Raw genomic sequence first — 19620 nt, forward strand, 5'->3', positions numbered from 1 at the left:
ACGCATCGCTCAGCGCCAACTATCGGCTCGTCCGCAAAGCGTGAGGGTTTGCCCGGAGCCTGCGTTCCCCCTCCTAGGCGCGGTCGGTTCCGCGCCATCCAGGAGGAAAGCAGGTGCGCAAGCTCGCCCCGGTCGCGTTGGCGGCCCTCATCCTTTCGGCCTCGGCCCTGAGCGCGCCCGTCCAGGCGCAGGTCAAACCCTACCCCGCCGACTTCAAGATCCAGGACATCGCGACCAACGGCGCGACGATCCACGTCCGGGTCGGCGGCAAGGGCCCGGCCGTCGTGCTGCTGCACGGCTATGGCGAAACCGGAGACATGTGGGAGCCGATGGCCGTCGAACTGGCCAAGACCCACACCGTCATCGTGCCCGACCTTCGGGGTCTGGGCCTGTCGTCCAAGCCGGTCTCTGGCGGCTACGACAAGAAGACGCAAGGTCAGGACGTGGCCGGCGTGCTCGCCGCCCTGAAGGTCGGCCAAGTCGACCTCGTCACCCACGACATCGGCAACATGGTCGGCTACGCCTTCGCCGCCGAGCATCGCGACCGCGTCCGCCGCTTCGTGCTGATCGACGCACCGCTGCCGGGCGTCGGGCCGTGGGACGAGATCCTCAAGAACCCGCTGCTGTGGCACTTCCGCTTCGGCGGACCGGACATGGAGCGCCTCGTGGCCGGCCGCGAGCGTATCTATCTCGATCGTTTCTGGAACGAGTTCTCGGCCAACCCGTCGCGCTTCACCGAGGCCTCCCGCGAGCACTACGCCAAGCTCTACGCCCTGCCCGGCGCCATGCATGGCGGCTTCTCGCAGTTCGCCGCCTTCGACCAGGACGCCGTCGACAACAAGGCCTTCCTGGCTCAAGGCAAGCTAACCATGCCGGTCCTGGCCCTGGGTGGCGAGAAGTCGTTCGGGCCGATGATGGCGACGGTGATGCGCTTCGCCGCCAGCAACGTCACCGAGGGCGTCGTGCCGGATTCTGGCCACTGGATCATGGAAGAGAACCCCAAGGCCACGGTGACGATGGTCCGCGACTTCCTGGAGGCAAAGCCATGAGTCGCCGTCTCGCGATCACCACCATCGGCCTGCTGCTCCTGGCCGGCGCCGCGTCGGCCCAGGAGCGCCAGTTGCGCCTGACGCCGTCCGAAATCGCCGCCCTCAACGCGGGAGGCGCGACCGCCGGAACCTCGGGCGTCACCGGCATTCGCACGACCGTACTCTACGGCGACCCGACCAAGGCTGGCCCCTATACGATCGCGCTCCGGGTGCCGCCTAACATGCGGATCGCCGCGCACAGCCATAGGGACGAGCGCACCGCCGTGGTCGTCTCGGGCGTCTGGAGGTTCGGCTACGGCCGCAAGGCCGACGCGGCATTGGTGAAGACGCTGCCGCCGGGCAGCTTCTACAGCGAGCCGGCCGGCGTAGATCACTTCGCCATGACCGGTCCCGAAGGCGCCAGCGTCTATATCTCTGGCTTTGGGCCCACCAGCACCGACTATGTCGAGGCGAGCGACGCGCCGAAGCCCTAGGCCCGCGAATATTTCCACCAAGATGGGGAGCAAGGTCGTCCTTGCTCCCCCCTTTTTGCTTAGTGTCCAACAGCGCGCAGGACGATGTCCGCGAACCCCTCGGAGGTTTCCTTGCGGTTCCAGTCGCGCTGCAGCTCGCAGGCGACCTGAATCCAGCTGACCGGCTTGGCGCCCGCCTGGACGATGCGGTCAATGCCCGCGCGGTGCGCCAGCTCCGACGTGCCGCCCACCGCGTCGACCACGGCGAAGACCTCATAGCCCTCGTCCAGCGCGTCCAGAGCTGGGAACGCCAGGCAGACCTCGGTCCACAGCGCGACCATGATCAACTTCTGGCGGCCGGTCGCCTTCACGGCGGCGACGAAGTCCTCGTCCTCCCAGGCGTTGATGGCGGTGCGGTCGATGGGTTGGACGCCGGGAAGGACGTCGGTGATTGGCGTGATGGTCGGCGTATTGAGGCCGGTGGCGACGTTGACCGTCGTCAGCACCACCGGCAGGCCATAGAGGCGCGCGGTCCTGGCCAGGTTGGTCACGTTGGCGATCAGCAGGCGCTTTTCCATCGTGACGATGGACGAGACCTGCACGGGCTGGAAGTCGATGATCAGCAGGGCGGCGTTCCGCGGAGTCAGCAGGTGGTCCGCTAGCGGATCACGAATGGTGGTCGGCGATGTCATTGGGGTCCTCGCTCTGGGGTTCCGAGCGAAGAAAGCTGTCGATGGGCTGGTCCCCTCGAGCCCGCGACGCTCCATCAGGGAGAACGCCGTCCTTTCGAAAATCCTCAACGAAAATAATACCTAGCGTCGCGTGGAGACCAGTTCGTAGGTGTTCGCGTCACGGGCCATCATCCGCACCGGCAGCACCTCGGACACCGAGCGCCCGAAGCGCTTGATATCCCCCGTCTTGAAGACGCCGGTGATGCGCAGGGCGGCGACTTTCGGATCCTTGATGACGATCTGTGCGCGCGTGTAGCGGTTCAGCAGCCTGATGGCCTCGGACAGAGGCTGGTCGTGAAATTCGACCACGCCCTGCCGCCAGGCGAGCGCCGCGTTCAGGTCTGTGCGCGCCACCTTGCCGGCGGCGTTCTTCTGGGCGGAATAGGCTTCCCCGGGCTTGAGCTTCACCGGCGGCGCGCCGGTACGCCCCTGGGCCATGCCGACAGAGACGCTGCCCTCGGCCAGCACGACGCGCATCCCTTCCGCGTCCAGCTTTACGTCGAACTGCGTGCCGAGCGCCGTGATGACCCGTTCGGCGGCCTGCACGGCGAAGGGGCGCTGGCGATCATGCGCGACGTCGAAGAAGGCCTGGCCCTTCAGCAGGCGGATATCGCGGCGGCCATTGGCGAAAGCCACATCGACGGCGGTGTCGGAGTCCAGGGTAAGACGGGTGCCGTCGGGCAGGTCGACGATCGATTTCTGGCCCGCGCCGGTCACGTAATCCGCGCGGCCGATCGCGTACAGTGACGGCGCCGCGCCAGCCGCTACCTGGACCGGAGACGGCCGCCGTCCAGGCCATTCCTCGCGAATACCGACCAGGAGCGCCGCCGAGACGGTGAGCGCCCCGATCGAGGCGGCGATGAGCCAGGGGCGCGGCGACCTCGCCGCCGGCTCCGGTCCCGCTCGGCGAGCGGCGCGCGTCAGGGCCGCGATAAGGTCGTTCTCATCGGCGTCGTCGAGAACGCCCCACACACGATGGGCCTGGGCCCAGGCCTGGCGGTTCTCCTCGCTCTCCTCCAGCCAGGCGGCAAACTGCTCGCGCTGGGGCGACCGGTCGAGATCCTCTTGGGCCAACCAACGCGCGGCGGCCTGAGCGGGCGTGAGGCGGCTCATCGGGCGCCTCCCACGTGGGCCATCAGGTGCTCGATGGCGCGGACCATATGCTTCTCCACGGCGCTGACCGATAGGCCCAGCTGCTGGGCGATGGCTTGATGGCGAAGGCCATCGATACGGCGAAGCAGAAAGATCGTTCTGGTGCGTTCGGGCATGGTCATCAGGGCGGCGGCCGCTGCGTTAAGGGCCTGCTTGCCGGCGTAGATGCGCGCCGGGTCGAAGTCCCGCTCGCCATGGAGTTCGGGGTCCAGCGCGACGTGCTCGTCCGCCCGCCGGACCGTACGGCGGCGGTAGCGGTCGGCCAACACGCTGGCGGCGATCTGGAAGATGTAGGCGCTGGCGTGATCGGCGCTGTCGGGCGTGCCCCGCACGGTGAGCCGCAGGAAGACTTCCTGGACCAGATCCTCAACCTCGCTCGCGTTGCGGATCCGCCGACGGAAATACGAGGCCAAGGGTCCGCGCATCGCCGCGGCCTGCCGGGCGAAGGCGTCCGCGCGCGCGGCGACGTCCGAAGCATCCCTCATGGGCCCCTCTCGCGCCATTCCCATCAGAGACTCCGCCGCCTGTCCAATGACCAGGAGAGATGCGTGGTCATAAGGGCGGAACGCAGCCGCGCGCGAAGTCCTCACTTCACGCCGAGAGAGGGTGAGGAAATCTCGTCGACCTGCGTTCGACCGGGAGGAAGGGCATAGCGATTGGGGATGTCGGAATGGGTGCTGTCGATAAAAGCCAGAAGGTCTTCGGCGCGCGGACCTTGGCGCTTGCCCCGTGGCAAGAGCGCAAGGTGCTCAGATACGTCGAGGAACATCTTGGCCAGCCGATCAGAACCTCGGAACTCGCGAGCCTGGTCGGTCTCGGCGCCAGCCAGTTCTCCCGTCGTTTCAGGGGCAGCTTCGGGCTTCCTCCGCGCGCATACATGATCCGCACCCGCCTGGACCGCGCGAAAGCCATGATGCGGCAAAGCCGCGCTACGCTCTGCGAGATCGCCTTGGACAGCGGCTTCTGCGACCAAGCCCACATGTCCCGGCTCTTTCACGCGTTCGTCGGAGAGACGCCCCGGCGTTGGCGTCGAGACAACAGGCTCGCGATCTGACAGCCCCCCCTCGAACGAAAGGCTTCAACATGCACACGCCCTTTGCCAGCAAACTAGGATTTGGCGCCGCGCCTCTGGGAAACATGTTCCGTGACATTCCCGAGCAAGAGGCCTTGGCGACGGTCGAAGCCGCTTGGACCGCCGGCATCCGCTACTTCGACAACGCTCCCTTGTATGGAGCGGGCCTCGCCGAACTGCGTATGGGCGAGGCGCTCGCGGGCAAGCCCCGCGACGAGTACGTCATCAGCACCAAGGTCGGCCGGATCATTCTGGACGAAGTGGAGTCCCCGCAGGACCGCGACCTCGGCGAAAAGAGCGGCGTCTTCCAGCACGGTCGTCCGAACAAGGTCGTGAACGACTATTCCGAGGACGGCGCCTACCGCTCGATCGAGGGCAGCCTCAAGCGGTTGCGCACCGACCGTATCGACATCGTCTTCATCCACGATCTGGCGCAGGACTTCTATGGCGACCAATGGCTCGGCGTTTTCGAGACCGCCCGCCTAGGCGCCTTCAAGGCGCTTGATCGTCTCAAGGACGAAGGCGTCATCAAGGGCTGGGGTCTTGGCGTCAATCACGTCGAACCGATCGAATTGCTGCTGGCTCTGGAGGAACCCCGCCCGAACATCTTCCTGCTGGCCGGGCGCTACACCCTGCTCGATCATGACCGCGCCCTGCAGCGGTTGATGCCCAAGGTCGCCGAGCGTGGCCTGGGCATCGTCGTCGGCGGCCCCTATAGCTCCGGAGCCCTGGTCGGCGGCCAGAACTTCGAATACGCCCCGGCCAGCCCCGCGATCCTCGACAAGGTGGCCAGGATCAAGGCCATCGCCGACCGATACGGGGTCGGTATGAAAGCGGCTGGCCTGCAGTTTTCCCTGGCCAATCCCGCCGTCGCGGCCGTCATTCCCGGGGCTAGCCGTCCCAGCCGCATCGCCGAGGACCGCGCCGCGCTGGAGGTCGTCATTCCCGCCGACTTCTGGCGTGAGCTCCGACAGGCGGGCTTGGTCCATCCAGCGGCGCCCCTGCCGCTCGTCGCGTGATCCGCGGTCGGCGGTCCCAAGGCGGCGCCCTTCGGCGCGTCAACCCGGGCATCGACCAGCGGGCGGAACAACGCTCGCGGCCTTCCAGCAAGCGGACCTTGCAAACGCCAGCGATGAGTCAGACTTCTCCGTTCGGCGGGCCGGGCACGCCGCCTTCCCATCCGTGGACGGGGCTTCCGGACGGAGAAGCCCACTAGCAGCGCCAGCGGCGCTGGCGCGCTCAGTCGCGCTTTGGCGTAGTCTGGCGCGCGCAGATGAAACCGAGTGGGAATTATCGCGCGACGCTTACTATAGCGAAGGCACGGCGTTCTCCGAATGGAAGCCGGCACGACGCTCGAACAACCGAGCCCGCGCGACCTTCGTAAACTGTTTCACGCAGCTGAGCTTCACACCTTGGGCCCCTACCCGAAGACCTGAATTCGCCACTTGCTGCCGTTGGCACACCTTCAGGAAGACAACCTTCCTCCAATGGCGCGGCCTGCTTGGCCTCTACTCCACTCGGCTCATCCAACGACATTCAAGCGGCAGAGTCTGGCCGCGCATAGGCAACATAAGGGTGCGAGACTACGGACATGAGCTCGTCGGCGCCTTGGATATTGGATTTTACATCTCTGGCATGAGATTTGAGAGCGTGACACCTTCTAGGCGGCTCACTCTCGTATGACTGTCTTCGCCGACGCGCATGGATTATGCATCGATGCATGAACGAAGCGCGCCTCGACTGGGACGACTTACGCCTTTTTCTCGCCATCGCCAGGGCGGGCACGCTAACGGCCGCCGCACCGCAGTTGCGGTTGAGTCAACCGACCGCGGGGCGACGCCTGAGGTCTCTGGAGGAGGCCTGCGGCTGCGCGCTGTTCCAGAGGAGCGCGAGCGGCTTTCGCCTGACCGACGAGGGCGAGGTCATGTTGCGGCGCGCCGAGCGCATGGAGGAGGAGGCGCTTGCCCTACAAAGGCAGTTCGCCGGCAAGGGCGGCGAACTTGAGGGTCATCTGCGGGTATCGTGCTCCGACTGGTTCGCACATCTTGTGGTGGCCCCCGCCACGGCTGCGTTCAGCCTGCTAAACCCTCGGATCACCGTGGAGATCGTCGCCGACTTCCGCCTGCTAAGCCTGGACCGCCGCGAGGCGGATGTGGTGTTTCGCTTCCTGCCCTTCGACATGCCTGACATCATCCAGCGACGCTTCACCCACGTTCGTTACGACCTGTTCGCCGCGACGAGCTACCTGGAGCAAAGGGGGGCGCCGAACGAGTCCGCCGACGGTCAGGACCATGCGCTGATCACGATGGATAGCCAGTTCGATACTGTCGCCGATGTCACTTGGCTCCGGCGGCGCTTTCCCCGCGCCCATTTCGCGATCCGCAGCAACAGCCGCGAGGCCCAGGCCATAGCCTGCGCGCGCGGGGCGGGGATGGCGGTGCTGCCCGCGGTGCTGGGCCAGCAGTGGGGACTGACCCGCGTCGAGGTCGGCGAGCCCCTGCCGGGCCGCGATGTCTGGCTCGGTTATCATGCCGACCTCAAACCGCTGCGGCGCTTGCGCGTCTTTATCGACCATCTCGCGCAGGCCGTGCCAAATCCCCTCTAGCCTGACGACCTAGCCATTCATTCATGAATGGATGTCATGTCATTCTGGTCGTGGCTAAACGAAAAGGCGCCGACGATCTTAGCTCCATCCATCGAGGAGCAAGACCATGTCGATCCGCCCGTCCTCCGCGAGATCCGCCGTCCTGGCGATCGCCGCGGCGACATCCGCCCTCGCCCTCGGCGCGCACGCCGCATCCTCGTCGCCGCCCCGACTGACCGAGATCGCGCGAAGCGACACGTTGGTTTGGAATGCTGTCGCGGTGACGACGGATCGGATCTTCGTGGCCGGTCCACGCTGGACGGGCTCCAAGGGTCCCGCGGTCGGCGTCGTCCACGGCGGGGCCGTGACAGCCTTCCCCGACGCGGCCTGGAACGGCTGGCGCCCGGGCGCGGACGCGGCCGGCGCGTTCGTCAACGTCAACGCCATCCACCTGGATAACCACGGAGCGCTTTGGGTCGTGGACACCGGCGCGCCCACGTTCGGCGGCGATCCCCTGCCTGGCGGCGCGAAGCTGGTGAAGATCGACTTGGCCAGCGACACGGTGGTCCGTGTCTATCCGTTTGGTCCCGCCATCGCGCCAGCCGGCAGCTATGTCGACGACGTCAGGTTTCGTGGCGACCATGCCTATCTCACCGACGCGGGCCGTCCGGGCTTGATCGTTCTGGATCTCGTCACCGGCGCCGCGCGCCGGGTGCTGGAAGGCCACCCGTCGACGATCGCTCCCGCCGAGCGCGACATCGTTCTCTCCGGCCGAGTCCTGCGCACGGGGGAAGGCGCGCCGCTACGGGTCAATTCCGATCCTCTGGAGATCAGTCCTGACGGCCAGTGGCTCTACTATGGCCCGCTGGAGGGGCCCTGGTCGCGCGTCGCCATCCGGGACCTCGAGGACGCCGCCCTGAGCGCCGACGAACTGGCCGCCCAGGTCGCGCCTTGGGCCGACCTGCCGCCGGTCGGCGGCACGGCGATGGACGCCGATGGCGGCCTCTATTTCAGCGACCTGGCCGAGAACGCGATCAAGCGCCGCGCTCCGGACGGGACGATCACCACCATCGTGCGCGACGCCCGCCTGCACTGGGTCGACGCGCCGTTCCTCGACGCGCGTCATCGGCTCTGGCTTCCCGCCGCGCAGATGGACCGCTCGCCGAACTTCACGGGAGCCGACCGCCCCCGCGAATGGCCCGTGCGCCTCTATCGGATCGATCTGCCGAAGTGAGACGCCTTTCTCGTCCAACCCCGTCTTCAACAGGAGCTGTCATCATGAAAACCTTCGTCCGCGCCGCCATCCTGGCGGTCTTGTCGACCGCGGCCGCGAGCGGCGCCGCCCTGGCCCAAGCTGGCGCGCCGACCGAGAAGCCGACCGTCGTGCTCGTTCACGGCGCCTTCGGCGACGCCGAAAGCTGGGACAAGGTGATCCCGCTGCTGCGCGCTCAGCACGTGCCGGTCGTCAGCGTCTCGATCCCGCTGACATCGCTGGCCGACGACGCCGCCGCGACCCGTCGCGCCATCGACCGCATTCCTGGCCCAGTGATCCTGGTCGGTCACAGTTGGGGCGGCACGGTGATCACCGAGGCCGGCGACACGCCCAAGGTGCGCGCGCTGGTCTATGTCGCCGCCTTCGCGAACGGTCCGGGCCAGAGCGTCGGCGACCTGGGCAAGGGCTTCGCCCCCGGCGCCGGCCTGTCGGCCCTGACGGTCGACAGCCAGAACTACGCGTCGATGAGCGCCGCCGGCTTCGCCAAGTTCTTCGCGCCCGAAGCCACGAACGCCGAGCGCGAGCTGATGTTCGCCACGCAGGCGCCCATCAACACCAAGGCCTTCGGCGAGCCGGCGACCCACGCCGCCTGGCGGGGCCGCAAGAACTGGTACGTCGTGACCACCCAGGACCAGATGATCGTCCCAGCCCAGCAGGAGGCCATGGCCAAGGCGATCGGCGCACAGGTCACGCGCGTCGCCAGCGACCACGCGGCGATGGCTTCGCACCCGGCCGAGGTCGCCAAGGCCATTCTGACCGCCGTCAACGCCCCCAACTGAACCCTCAGTGTCCTTCGCCCCGCCGTCTCAAGCGGCGGGGCCAGGCAAAGGAGACCCTTATGAAAGCCGTCGGCTACTCCACTCCGGGCGCAATCGATCGTGAGGACGCGCTGCTCGATCTCGACGTCCCGCCGCCCGCGCCCGGCCCGCATGATCTGCTGGTCCGCGTCAACGCGATCTCGGTCAATCCGGCCGACACCAAGATCCGCGCCGGCGTTCATGCGCCGGAAGGCCAGATCAAGATCCTAGGTTGGGACGCCGCCGGCGTCGTCGAAGCGGTAGGGGCGGATGTGACCCTGTTCGCCGTGGGCGATGCGGTGTTCTACGCCGGCGACATCACCCGCCCCGGCGCCAACGCCCAGCTTCATGTCGTCGACGAGCGCATCGTCGGCCACAAGCCGCGCACGCTGGACTGGGCCAGCGCCGCGGCCATGCCTCTGACGTCGCTGACCGCCTGGGAGCTGCTGTTCGATCGCCTACGGGTTCCGTATGGCGAGGGCCGGGCTGACGGCGCCTTGCTGGTGATCAATGGGGCGGGCGGCGTCGGCTCGATCCTGATCCAGCTTGCGCGCCAGCTCACCGGCCTGACGGTGATCGCCACGGCCTCGCGTCCGGAAACCGTCGCCTGGGCCGCGGATATGGGCGCCCATCACGTCATCGATCACCGCAAGCCGCTGGATGAGGAACTGGCCCGCATCGGCATCCCCGAGGTCGACTATGTCGCCAGCCTGACCGCCAGCGAACATTACCTGCCGCTGTTCCCCAAGATTATCGCGCCCCAGGGCCGTCTGGCCCTGATCGACGACCCCGATCACTTCGACATCGCCAAGTTGAAGCGCAAGTCGATCACCGTGGCCTGGGAGTGGATGTTCACCCGCGCCGCCTACCAGGCGCGCGACATGATCGCCCAGCACGAGATCCTGGAAGAGGTGTCGGCCTTGCTCGATCGGGGCGTCCTGCGATCCACCCTGACAGCGCTCGAAGGTCCGATCAACGCGGCCAATCTGAAGCGCGTTCACGCGCTGCTGGAAAGCGGCCGGGCGATCGGCAAGCTGGCCCTCGCCGGATTTTGAGCGAGGGCGCGGGCTGGCGCGGCTGAACGACTGGCGGAGGACTGTGGGGTGATCTTGTCTGGACGAGCTCTGGCGGTGGTGGTCGCGTTGATCACGGTCTCGCCCCAGGTCGCCGCCGCGTCGCCAGCCCGAGCGGCGGCTCCGCGCATCGAACGAGCCTCATCCCTTCGGTCGCGGGTTGGCCCTCCGGACGCCCTGGTGATGGAGACCTTCCGTGATGCGGGCGGGTCCGAGATCACGCCCCATGCATTGACCGAGCAAGAGTGGGCAGTCGTGGACTCCGTGCTCGGCAAGCTGCCCCCTCTGCACCGCCGGGTGCTTCAGGGTCATCTCCGCCGCCTGAGCTTCGTGGATCTCAAGCCAGGGGCTGGCAACGCCCTGACCAGCCGCGCCGACCCAGACGGCAAGGGCGATGCTTTCGACATCACCCTTAGAGCGAGCTTGCTGCACGAAACCCTGACCGACTTTCTGACCGCCAAGGACGCCGGCCTATTTGAAGACGACGGCAGCGGCTATCGCGTCCGCTTCAACGCGGGGCGGGCGGACGCTCTGACCTATGTCCTTCTTCATGAAGCCACCCACGTCGTCGATCAGGTGCTCGGCCTGACGGCCGATGCGGATGGCCCAGTCCGTAAGGCGCTCTGGATCGGCTCGCGGGACCTCGCGGAGCCCTATGCCTCCAGCCTCGCGGCCAAGACCCGGTTTCGGGGCTCATCCCGCATCCCTGTCCATCAAGCCGCCAACTATTATCGGGCGCTGGCGCGGACGCCGTTTGTCTCGTTCTACGCCACGGCCGCCGCATCGGAGGACCTGGCCGAACTCGCCGCGTGGCGGCAATTGTCGCACCATGGCCGAAAGCTTTCCGTTACGGTGGTCGACGCCACAGGGCGTCGTGTCTTTCGTTACGAGCCGCTTAAATCCGCATCGGTCCGGCGAAGACTGGCGATGCTGGACGCGCTAGGCCTTTTCAGATCTGATTGGCCCGATCAGATCAGATAAAAAGCTCTATAAATCAGAAATTTATAGCATCATCGACCCGACAGCCGCTTCTTGCGGCCTCGCGCGTGATTGACCGGCGCGGCGCCCGCGACGCCGAAGCCAAGGGCCTCTGGGCGCTAACTCAGCGAAGGGTCCATCGTTCAATCCCGGCCGGCGCGACGCATTCAATTTTGCATAGACTCTACTCTATATCTTCTATTATCAGTCATTGACGCTTGGAGGATCATCAGGGCTCAACCAACCGGAGCTGCTCTGATGAGCCCGATCCAAACCATGACCGCCGCTGTCGTCGAGGCTCGCGACGGTCCTTTCGTCCTCCAAACCCTGGCGCGCCCGACGCCGGGTCCTGGCCAGGTGCTTTTGCGTGTCGAGGCCAGCGGCCTCAATCCTCTCGACCTTAAGATCCGCGCCGAGCAGGCCGCCCATGCGCGCAATCCGCTACCAGCGGTGCTCGGGATGGATGTCGCGGGCGAGGTGGAAGCCCTCGCCGCCGACGTGCGGGGCTTCGCGACCGGTGATCGCGTCTATGGTCTCATCGGCGGCGTCGGCGGGCTTCAAGGCTCTCAAGCCCAGTATGTCGCCGTCGACGCGGACCTTCTCGCGCGGCGCCCGACCAGCCTCGACGCGCGCGGGGCGGCCGCCCTTCCGCTGGCGGCGATCACCGCTTGGGAAGGTCTTATCGATCGCGCGCAAATCCAGAGGGGCGAAAGCGTGCTCGTTCAAGGCGGCGCCGGCGGCGTCGGCCATCTGGCCGTCCAGATCGCGCTGGCCAAGGGCGCGAAGGTCTACGCCACCGCCCTCGGCGAGGAGGATCAGGCCTATCTCCATGGCCTTGGCGCGATCGCCATCGACGGCGCGCGTCCTGTCGAGGACTACGTCGCGGAGCATACCGGCGGCGCTGGCTTCGAGGTTGTCTATGACACCGGCGGCGGCGCGCTGCTCGATGCGTCGTTCCGGGCCGTCAAAAGGTTCGGCCATGTGGTCAGCTGCCTGGGCTGGGGCGCACACGGGCTCGCGCCGCTTTCGTTCAAGCAGGCCACCTATTCGGGCGTGTTTACCCTGCACCCGCTGTTAAGCGGCGAAGGGCGCGGCCACTTCGGCGAGATCCTGACCCAAGTGGCCGCTCTGGCGGAATCGGGCGCGCTGAGACCGCGTCTGTACGACGGTCGGTTTGGCCTGGATGCTCTCGACGAAGCCTATCAGGCGCTGGCGAGCGGCCGGGCCCACGGCAAGGTCGTCGTCGATATCGCCCACCCTTGAAGCTCGTACCGGCGGCCCGACAAGGGCCGCCGAGAGCTTATGGTCGAAGGCGAAGCCATCCCCTGCGGCGCCACGACGTCCGAGCCGGCGACCGCGTTTCCCCCCGAAGGAGACTTCCCCATGAAAACCTGGTTCATCACCGGCGCGAGCCGAGGCCTGGGCGCCGAGATCGCTGACCGCGCGCTGCGAGCTGGCGACAACGTCGTTGCGACGGCGCGTGATCCCAGCGCGCTCTCGAGCCGATTTGGCGAGCGCGCGAACCTTTTGGCCGCGAGACTGGATGTCACCCAACCGACGGAACCGAACGCGGCCGTCCAGGCGGCCTTGGGTCGGTTTGGCGCCATCGACGTCCTCGTGAACAATGCCGCCCACGGTCTCGTCGGCGCGGTCGAGGAGGCAAGCGCCGCCGAGATTCAACAGCTCTTCTCGGTCAACGTCTTGGGTCTGCTGTCGGTAACGCGCGCGGTCCTTCCCTCCATGCGCGCGCGGCGCCGTGGCCATGTGATCAACATGTCCTCTATCGGCGGCTACAGGGGCGCGGCCGGCTTTGGCGTCTACTGCGCCACCAAGTTCGCGGTCGAGGGCCTGTCCGAGGCGATGCGGGCGGAGCTGGCGCCGCTGGGCGTCCATGTGACGGCGGTGGAGCCGGGCTATTTCCGCACCGACTTCCTCGACCCGGCTTCGTTGAGGACCAGCGCGGCGGTCATCGCCGACTATGCCCAAACCGCTGGTCGCATACGCGCCCAGGTGGGCGCCCTCAATCACCGGCAGCCCGGCGATCCGGCGAAGCTGGGCGAGGCGATCCTTCGCTTGGCGAACGTGCCCGAGCCGCCGGTCCGCCTTCCGCTAGGAGACGATACGGTGGCGGCAATCTCCGCCAAACACGCCCGTGATCGCGAGATCCTAGAGACTTGGGGCAACCTGGCGTTAGAAACCGGTCATAGGCAGGACGAAATATAAGCTTGGCTTGGCCGTTGTGACCGTATGGCCAGTCCATCGCAGCACCTGCGATGGAGGATCAATGCTGCCGATCTTCGCCATTAAGCCTCCCACGCCGGTACAAGCCGCTGCTCTAATCAGAAGGCCTAACCTTGGCCGGCAAGCGGACTTTCCGAAGGTCGGCGAGTTCGCGCCAGACTTCTCCATTCAACAGGGCAGGAACGCCGCCTTCCCCATCGGTGAATGGGGCGTCTGGACGGAGGAGACCACTAGCAGCGCCGGCGGCGCTGGCGCGCTCCGTCGCGCTTTGGCGTAGTCTGGCGCGCCGCAATGAATAAAACGGAGCACTATGTGTTCGCTATAGCACTCTAATGTACGATGGAATGCGACCGCACACTTGGTAGACCCGCCATGCGCTAGGCAGAGCCCCATCACCAGCAACAGCAGCATCGCGGGATGCGCTGATTTTCATATGCAGATAAGCGCCTTCAGCCGACCCTGCCTCCCCTCCAGAAAGGCGACGCTCAGCACGACTGGCGCAGGAGCGCCCGGTCATTCGACCGGGCCAGGCTCCAGACCGTTGTAAAGCAGGTTGAGTACGACAGCGGACAAGGTGGCCAGCAGAACACCCGAGCCCAATAGCGGCAACCGATGCCACTTTCGCCACCGCGACTGCCGTCGTCGAAGCGTCGCGTACAGCCAACATCCTGTTGCCGATGCCATCGACGATGGAGCGGGCGGGTATCGCACGCCGCACGGCTGAGCTGCTCGGTCGCGACGAAGACCGACAGTGTTCGCGATATCGTCGAGCGCCCGCGCGTCGCGCGGCGTTCGGCATTTTCTCAAAATGCCGGAACCAAGGCCCATCCCAACCGGCGTCAACGGTTCGTGCAGAAAGGACGATTGTCGCTCGAAAGCAGGATGAGCGAGCCTTGTGAGACTCTTAAACGAGCGCGGAGCTTGGCGTTGAAGGCTAACCTTGGCGTCTCACGGGAGCGGAATGTTCACGTCCGCTATCAGATCGGGCGTGGTGAGAACTCCGTTAGCGACCAGAGACTTCCCCCGGGCGAAATCCTTCGCCGCGTTGACGCAGTCCAGAGCGATAATCCGTCCTTCGCGAAGATAGACGACCGAAAAGCTCTTGGTCGCGGGATCCCCGCGAACGACCTCGACATCGAAGCCGTCCGATAACCCGACGGTCAACAGGCGCAGGTCGAACTGGTTCGACCAGAACCATGGCGGAGCATCATGATCTCGCTCACGCCCGGTCAGTTCACATGCGACGGTCAGGGCCTGTTCGTTGGCGTTCGGCACGGACTCTATTCTGACGGCCGTCGGCGAAAACCGAGACTTCCGCGCGGCGCAATCGCCGATGGCGAATACATCGGCCAAGGACGTTCTGCAGCGATCGTCGACCAGCACGCCATTGGTCCCGAGCGCCCCGGCTTGCCGCAAGACCTCGACGGCGGGCGCGACGCCGATGCCGACAATCACGAGATCGGCGGCCAGCCTCTCTCCGGACGCCAGCACAACGCCGTTGACCCTGCCCTCGGCGCCGACCAGACGGCTCACTGTGGAGGCCAGCCGCACATCTACCCCGCGGTCGCGATGTTCCGCTTCGTAGAACCGCGACAGGGTCGGCCCGGCCACTCGCGCCAAAAGTCTGTGCTGAGCCTCGATCAGCGTGACGGACTTATCGAACTTGCGAAGCACCGCGGCCGCCTCCAACCCGATATATCCGCCGCCGATGATCACCACCCGTCGCGCGGCCGGCAGTTCGGACCGCAAAAGATCAACGTCGGCCCGCGTTCGGATGGCATGAACGCCGGCCAGATCGCCCCCCTCGCAATCCAGACGACGAGGTCGTCCTCCCGTGGCCCAGACCAGCGCGCCATAACCGAAGCGCTCGCCGCCCGTGGTGACGACCTGCTTGAGGGTTGGGTCCAGGAAATCGACGCGCGCCCCCAAGACAAGGTCAATCGCGCGATCACGCCAGAACGCCTCGGGCCTCAGGTGCAGCCGCTCGAAGGTCTTGTCGCCGGCCAGATATTCCTTCGACAGCGGCGGTCGCTCGTAGGGCGGCTCCGGCTCGTCGCCGATAATGGCGATCGATCCGGCGAAGCCGTTCTGGCGCAGCGCGATGGCCGTCTGAGCGCCGCCGTGTCCGCCGCCCACGATGAGAACGTCATGGAAGCGGGTCATGCCTATTCCTCGGGCGCGACGCGAACCGTCAGCCCCTCCAACGCGGACGACACCGTCAGCTGACAGGACAGGCGGGAATTTTCCCGCCGATAGGCGCTGGCCTCGAGCATGTCGTCCTCGTCCGCCTCCGGCGGCGGCAAGGTTTCTCCGCCAGCCTCGACGAACACGTGACAGGTCGCGCAGGAGCAGGAGCCGCCGCACAGCGCCATGATCTCATTGATGCCGGCGTTGCGGATCGCCTCCATCACCGACAACCCGTTCTCGGCCTCGATCGCGCGCTCCTCGCCGTCGCGCGAAATAACAATGATCTTGCTCATCACGGCGCCTCGATACGAGTTGCATTGGCCAGGCCGTCGAGACGGGTCGAGCGTTGGCCCGTAAGCGGTCTCTCATGACGGCCTCCGGCGGCGCGCGCGACTTCGACGATGAAGAGTTCTGGCATGGGCGATTCCTGGGCGTTCGCGCGTTGATCAAGTTGCGTTCGAGCGCGACGCGGCGAGCCGCGTCGAAGCTGCGTTTGGGCGATAGCGGTTAAAACGGTCGGACGACCGAGAGGGACGGCTTAGGTCATGGGACCAGAACGGCCTTGACGACCTCGCCCCGATGTTGGGCGGCGACGGCCGCGTTGATCTCCGACAGGGGGAACGTCTTGATCAGTCGGTCGATCGGGAAGCGGCCGGCCTTGTAGAGCGCGACGAGTTCCGGAATGAACGTATCCAGATCGCTGTCGCCTTCGATAATCCCGTGGATGCGGTGTCCATAGGTGATGGCGCTCGCCAGGTTTATCGCGAGCGCGTCCTGCGGGTTCGGCGGCACCCCTACGAGACCCAGCAGCCCATGACTGCCGAGAGAGGCCAGGGCGCTTTCGACGACATGGACACGTCCGCTGGTCTCGAAGGCGAACTCCACGCCATCGGGCCGAATGGCTCGGATCGCGGTCACCACATCGCCCGCGGCGGGGTCGATCACGTGCGTGGCGCCGAGGTCAAGCGCGAGGGCTCGACGTTCAGCGATGGGCTCGACCAGGATGATCGTCGCACAGCCTTGGACGACGGCCGCCATCACCGCGGCCAACCCGACGGGGCCGCCGCCAAAGACGGCCAGCGAGGACCCCGCCGGACAAGCCAGCGAACGCATGACGCCGCCAGCTCCCGTCTGGAAGCCGCAACCTAGGGGGCCCAACAGTTCGATCGGCGCCTCGGGGTCGTCGATCTTCACCAGGTTCCGCTCGAAGGTCAGCGCATGGCTCGCGAAGGAAGATTGGCCAAAGAAATTGGCCGACACCGGCTCTCCGCCGATGCTGAGTCCCGACGTCCCGTCGGCTCGCCGTCCCGAGTAGTTCAGGACGGGGAACGACTGGCAATAGGACGGCAGGCGCTCTTCGCAGCGCGCGCAGTGTCCACAGCTGGAAAAGCTCATCACCACGCGGTCGCCGGGCCGGACCTTGGTGACGCCGGCGCCGACCTGCTCGACCACGCCGGAACCTTCATGACCGAGGATCGCCGGGAGGGCGATCGGGATGAACTGATCCCGCGCGACGAGGTCGGTGTGGCAAAGGCCAACCCCTAGAATCCGCACGAGCACTTCGTCGTCGCGAGGACTCTCGATGGTGGCCGTTTCAAGCGAGAAATCAGCTTGGGGCGCGCGAGCGACGGCGGCGAGGACGTTCATGGACAGAGCTTTCATGGTTTGGCCGCTGATCAGGACAAGTCCATCACGACGGTCTTGTGTTCGAGATAGGCGTCAAAGACCTCGGAGCCGTTCTCGCGCCCCAAACCCGAGGTCTTCATGCCGCCGAAGGGAAAACCCGGATCAGCGGCGAGGATGCAATTGACGAACACCGTGCCGGCCTCGAGCCGCGCGGCGGCGCGGTGGGCGGTGGCCAGATCGCGCGTCCAGACATGGGCGGCGAGGCCGTAGGCGCTGTCGTTGGCCAGGTCCATCGCCTCGTCGAGATCGTCGAATGGGGAGGCCGCGAGCACCGGACCAAAGACCTCTTCGCGGGCGATCTCGGCTTCGGGCGGCACATCCCGCAGCAGGGTGGGGGCGAAAAAGTATCCCACGTCGGGCACGACGATATCGGCGCCAGGATGACGCCGCACACCGGCGGCCAGGGCTCGATCGACGAAGCCCGCGACGCGCTCGTGCTGGCGCCGGCTGATCAAGGGCCCGAGTTCGGACGATCGCTCACTGCTAGGGCCAAGCTTCTGGGCCGCAGCGATGGCGGCGACACGATCCAGCACGTCCTCATAGATGGACCGATGAACGTAGAGGCGTGTGCCCGCATAGCAGACTTGGCCGGAATTGAAGAAGCAGCCCATGGCGGCCTGCGCGGCGGCGCGATCAAGGTCGGCGTCCGCGCAGATGATCGACGGCGACTTTCCGCCAAGCTCCAGCGTTACACGCTTGAGGCTGGGAACCGAAGCGCTCAGCACCGCCTGGCCGGTGCGCGTCGACCCGGTGAACGCCACCTTCGCCACGCCCGGGTGGCTGGCCAGCGCCGCGCCGACTTCGCCCCCGCCGGTGACCACGGACAGCACGCCCGGAGGCAAACCCGCTTCGCGGGCGATTTCTGCGAGGCGCAGCGCCGTCAGCGAGGTTTCGGGGGCTGGCTTGATGATCACCGCGCAGCCCGCCGCCAAGGCCGGCGCGACCTTCCAGACGGCCAGGACCAGCGGGAAGTTCCAGGGCGTGATCGCCGCCACGACCCCCACGGGCTCCCGGCGCGAATAGACGTGATGCTCGCCGGGCGTGGCCGAGAGCGATGCGGTCCGCCCATGCAGCTTGGACGGCCAGCCGGCGTAGGCGCGCATCCAGGCCACGGCGGCCGGAACGTCCACGGCTTCGGCCAAGCTGATCGGCTTGCCGACGTCGAGGGCTTCCAGCGCCGCCAGCCGGGGCAGGTCCGCCTCGATCGCATCGGCGAAGCGGTGCAGGAGTCGCTCGCGTTGCAAGGGCGCGAGACCGCGCCAGGTTGGGTCGCGGAAAGCCTGATTGGCCGCGGCGACCACGGCGTCGATGTCCAAGGCGCTGGCTTGTGGAATTTCGGCGAAGACCCCGCCCGTGCAAGGATCCTCGTCCTCGAACACGGCGCTGACTGGCAGCGGGTCGTCGCCGGCGCGCAACTTGAGGGCTGGTAGAACCAGGTCTTCGAAACCCTGAATGGTCGTCACCTAACTGGCCTCCCGCCCTCGGCGACGGAAATCGCTGGGCGTCTCTTGGGAAAACTGACGGAACGCGCGCGTGAAATGGCTCTGGTTCTTGAAGCCCAGGCTGTCGGCGATCTGAGCCAAACTCAGCTCCGAGTTGGTGAGCAGATGGCTGGCGCGGTCGAGCTTGGTCTTCATCACGAACTGATGCGGCGTCACCCCCGTGGCCTTGCGGAAAACCCGACAGAAGTGTGACGTCGTCAGGCCGGCGGTCGCCGCAAGGCGCTCCAGCCCGTGATCGTCCTCGGGATGCTCTCGGATCTGGTTCATCACCGTGTGCAGGCGGTAGGCCGAGCTGACCGAGCTGGGAATGACCGGCGCGCCCTGTCCCGACGCGCCGCGCAGGACGTGGGCCGTCAAGGCGTCGACCAGCGCGCCGACATAACTGTCGCGCTCGTCCGACGCCGGCGCGTAGAGCTCGGAAAGCACTTGGCGGGTCAGGGCCGTCCCGAGCGGATCGGAAAAGGCGAAACGCAGACGGTTGAAGCGGTCCGGCCGGCCGGCGTGTTCGACAAGGCGCGGCGCGAAGCTCAGGGTGACGACGTCGAGTTCGCCATCGACCAGCCAGCGCGACGGCTGGTGCGGCGGCAAGATTGTCGCGTCGCCCGGAATGGAACTTGTCTCGCTCCAGCCATCGCGATCCCAGGTCTTGACCTGAGGCTTGCCGGCGATGTGAACCACGAAGGTTGGAGACGGCAGCGCCGGCAGGGCGTAGCTGCCGACGAAATGTCGCCAGCGACAGAGCTTCCAGCCAGACTGCGAGGAACCAAGTTCAACGTCCGGCGCGCTGGAAAACGCGTCACTGATGATCGCTTCGTTGGTCCACACGTCGGCGCTGGTCATCGT

Annotated in this window: 20 protein-coding genes; 12 read left to right on the forward strand and 8 right to left on the reverse strand. The window is 66.5% G+C overall.

Annotated elements, in window-relative coordinates:
* Positions 1 to 113: 113 nt before the first annotated feature.
* Together FCU40_RS00560 and FCU40_RS00565 are read left to right on the forward strand one after the other, a co-directional pair.
* Positions 114 to 1049 carry an alpha/beta hydrolase gene (locus FCU40_RS00560; protein WP_168072172.1) on the forward strand — a complete coding sequence of 312 codons (936 nt, stop codon included), beginning with the start codon at positions 114 to 116 and terminating at the stop codon, positions 1047 to 1049.
* Positions 1046 to 1522, forward strand: a complete 477-nt coding sequence (locus tag FCU40_RS00565; protein WP_168072173.1) for a cupin domain-containing protein — start codon at positions 1046 to 1048, stop codon at positions 1520 to 1522. Before FCU40_RS00560 ends, FCU40_RS00565 begins: the two co-directional genes overlap by 4 nt.
* Before the next feature lie 59 nt (positions 1523 to 1581).
* Here the strand turns inward: FCU40_RS00565 and FCU40_RS00570 are convergent, their stop codons facing one another.
* From FCU40_RS00570 to FCU40_RS00580, 3 genes are all read right to left on the reverse strand, one after another.
* Complete coding sequence (locus FCU40_RS00570; protein ID WP_168072174.1) at positions 1582 to 2193, reverse strand: hydrolase; 612 nt, start codon at positions 2191 to 2193, stop codon at positions 1582 to 1584.
* A gap of 120 nt (positions 2194 to 2313) precedes the next feature.
* Positions 2314 to 3345, reverse strand: a complete 1032-nt coding sequence (locus FCU40_RS00575) for a FecR domain-containing protein (protein WP_168072175.1) — start codon at positions 3343 to 3345, stop codon at positions 2314 to 2316.
* Positions 3342 to 3869, reverse strand: a complete 528-nt coding sequence (locus tag FCU40_RS00580; RefSeq protein ID WP_168072176.1) for a sigma-70 family RNA polymerase sigma factor — start codon at positions 3867 to 3869, stop codon at positions 3342 to 3344. The genes FCU40_RS00575 and FCU40_RS00580 overlap by 4 nt, the downstream gene beginning before the upstream one ends.
* Positions 3870 to 4054: 185 nt before the next feature.
* Here FCU40_RS00580 and FCU40_RS00585 point away from each other — a divergent pair, with 185 nt between their 5' ends.
* From FCU40_RS00585 to FCU40_RS00625, 9 genes are all read left to right on the forward strand, one after another.
* Positions 4055 to 4438: an AraC family transcriptional regulator gene (locus FCU40_RS00585; RefSeq protein WP_168072177.1), complete on the forward strand. Its 384-nt coding sequence runs from the start codon at positions 4055 to 4057 to the stop codon at positions 4436 to 4438.
* A gap of 29 nt (positions 4439 to 4467) precedes the next feature.
* Entirely contained in the window at positions 4468 to 5475 is a 1008-nt protein-coding gene (locus FCU40_RS00590) for an aldo/keto reductase (protein WP_168072178.1), read from the forward strand.
* 701 nt (positions 5476 to 6176) lie between these two features.
* Complete coding sequence (locus tag FCU40_RS00595; protein ID WP_004624256.1) at positions 6177 to 7061, forward strand: LysR family transcriptional regulator; 885 nt, start codon at positions 6177 to 6179, stop codon at positions 7059 to 7061.
* Positions 7062 to 7167: 106 nt separating this feature from the next.
* Positions 7168 to 8274: an L-dopachrome tautomerase-related protein gene (locus tag FCU40_RS00600; RefSeq protein ID WP_004624257.1), complete on the forward strand. Its 1107-nt coding sequence runs from the start codon at positions 7168 to 7170 to the stop codon at positions 8272 to 8274.
* A gap of 44 nt (positions 8275 to 8318) precedes the next feature.
* Positions 8319 to 9092, forward strand: coding sequence for an alpha/beta hydrolase (locus FCU40_RS00605; protein ID WP_175582045.1), 774 nt, complete (start codon positions 8319 to 8321; stop codon positions 9090 to 9092).
* Between the two features lie 59 nt (positions 9093 to 9151).
* Positions 9152 to 10165, forward strand: coding sequence for a zinc-binding alcohol dehydrogenase family protein (locus FCU40_RS00610; RefSeq protein WP_004624261.1), 1014 nt, complete (start codon positions 9152 to 9154; stop codon positions 10163 to 10165).
* 198 nt (positions 10166 to 10363) lie between these two features.
* Positions 10364 to 11164 carry a hypothetical protein gene (locus FCU40_RS00615; protein WP_131368842.1) on the forward strand — a complete coding sequence of 267 codons (801 nt, stop codon included), beginning with the start codon at positions 10364 to 10366 and terminating at the stop codon, positions 11162 to 11164.
* 255 nt (positions 11165 to 11419) lie between these two features.
* Positions 11420 to 12424: a zinc-dependent alcohol dehydrogenase family protein gene (locus FCU40_RS00620; RefSeq protein ID WP_168072179.1), complete on the forward strand. Its 1005-nt coding sequence runs from the start codon at positions 11420 to 11422 to the stop codon at positions 12422 to 12424.
* 39 nt (positions 12425 to 12463) lie between these two features.
* On the forward strand, positions 12464 to 13384 hold the full coding sequence (locus tag FCU40_RS00625; RefSeq protein ID WP_241693521.1) for an oxidoreductase: 921 nt from the start codon (positions 12464 to 12466) through the stop codon (positions 13382 to 13384).
* A gap of 966 nt (positions 13385 to 14350) precedes the next feature.
* Here the strand turns inward: FCU40_RS00625 and FCU40_RS00630 are convergent.
* Together FCU40_RS00630 and FCU40_RS00635 are read right to left on the reverse strand one after the other, a co-directional pair.
* Positions 14351 to 15565 carry an FAD-dependent oxidoreductase gene (locus tag FCU40_RS00630; protein ID WP_168072180.1) on the reverse strand — a complete coding sequence of 405 codons (1215 nt, stop codon included), beginning with the start codon at positions 15563 to 15565 and terminating at the stop codon, positions 14351 to 14353.
* A gap of 2 nt (positions 15566 to 15567) precedes the next feature.
* Positions 15568 to 15882, reverse strand: coding sequence for a 2Fe-2S iron-sulfur cluster-binding protein (locus FCU40_RS00635; RefSeq protein WP_168072182.1), 315 nt, complete (start codon positions 15880 to 15882; stop codon positions 15568 to 15570).
* Between the two features lie 74 nt (positions 15883 to 15956).
* On the opposite strand from FCU40_RS00635, the gene FCU40_RS00640 reads away from it, so the two are divergent.
* A complete protein-coding gene (locus tag FCU40_RS00640) occupies positions 15957 to 16100 on the forward strand; it encodes a hypothetical protein (protein WP_168072184.1) in 144 nt (47 codons plus the stop codon).
* A 32-nt stretch (positions 16101 to 16132) separates the two neighbouring features.
* On the opposite strand, the gene FCU40_RS00645 is transcribed toward FCU40_RS00640, so the two are convergent.
* From FCU40_RS00645 to FCU40_RS00655, 3 genes are read right to left on the reverse strand one after another with little or no spacing between them, the layout of a single operon-like run.
* Positions 16133 to 17251 carry an NAD(P)-dependent alcohol dehydrogenase gene (locus tag FCU40_RS00645; protein WP_241693522.1) on the reverse strand — a complete coding sequence of 373 codons (1119 nt, stop codon included), beginning with the start codon at positions 17249 to 17251 and terminating at the stop codon, positions 16133 to 16135.
* A 14-nt stretch (positions 17252 to 17265) separates the two neighbouring features.
* On the reverse strand, positions 17266 to 18738 hold the full coding sequence (locus FCU40_RS00650) for an aldehyde dehydrogenase family protein (RefSeq protein ID WP_168072186.1): 1473 nt from the start codon (positions 18736 to 18738) through the stop codon (positions 17266 to 17268).
* Positions 18739 to 19617 (reverse strand): AraC family transcriptional regulator, encoded by an 879-nt coding sequence (locus tag FCU40_RS00655; RefSeq protein ID WP_168072188.1) that lies wholly within the window; start codon positions 19615 to 19617, stop codon positions 18739 to 18741.
* Positions 19618 to 19620 lie beyond the last annotated feature (3 nt).

The organism is Caulobacter sp. SSI4214, assembly GCF_012184455.1.
In the GTDB taxonomy this organism is placed as follows: domain Bacteria; phylum Pseudomonadota; class Alphaproteobacteria; order Caulobacterales; family Caulobacteraceae; genus Caulobacter; species Caulobacter vibrioides_E.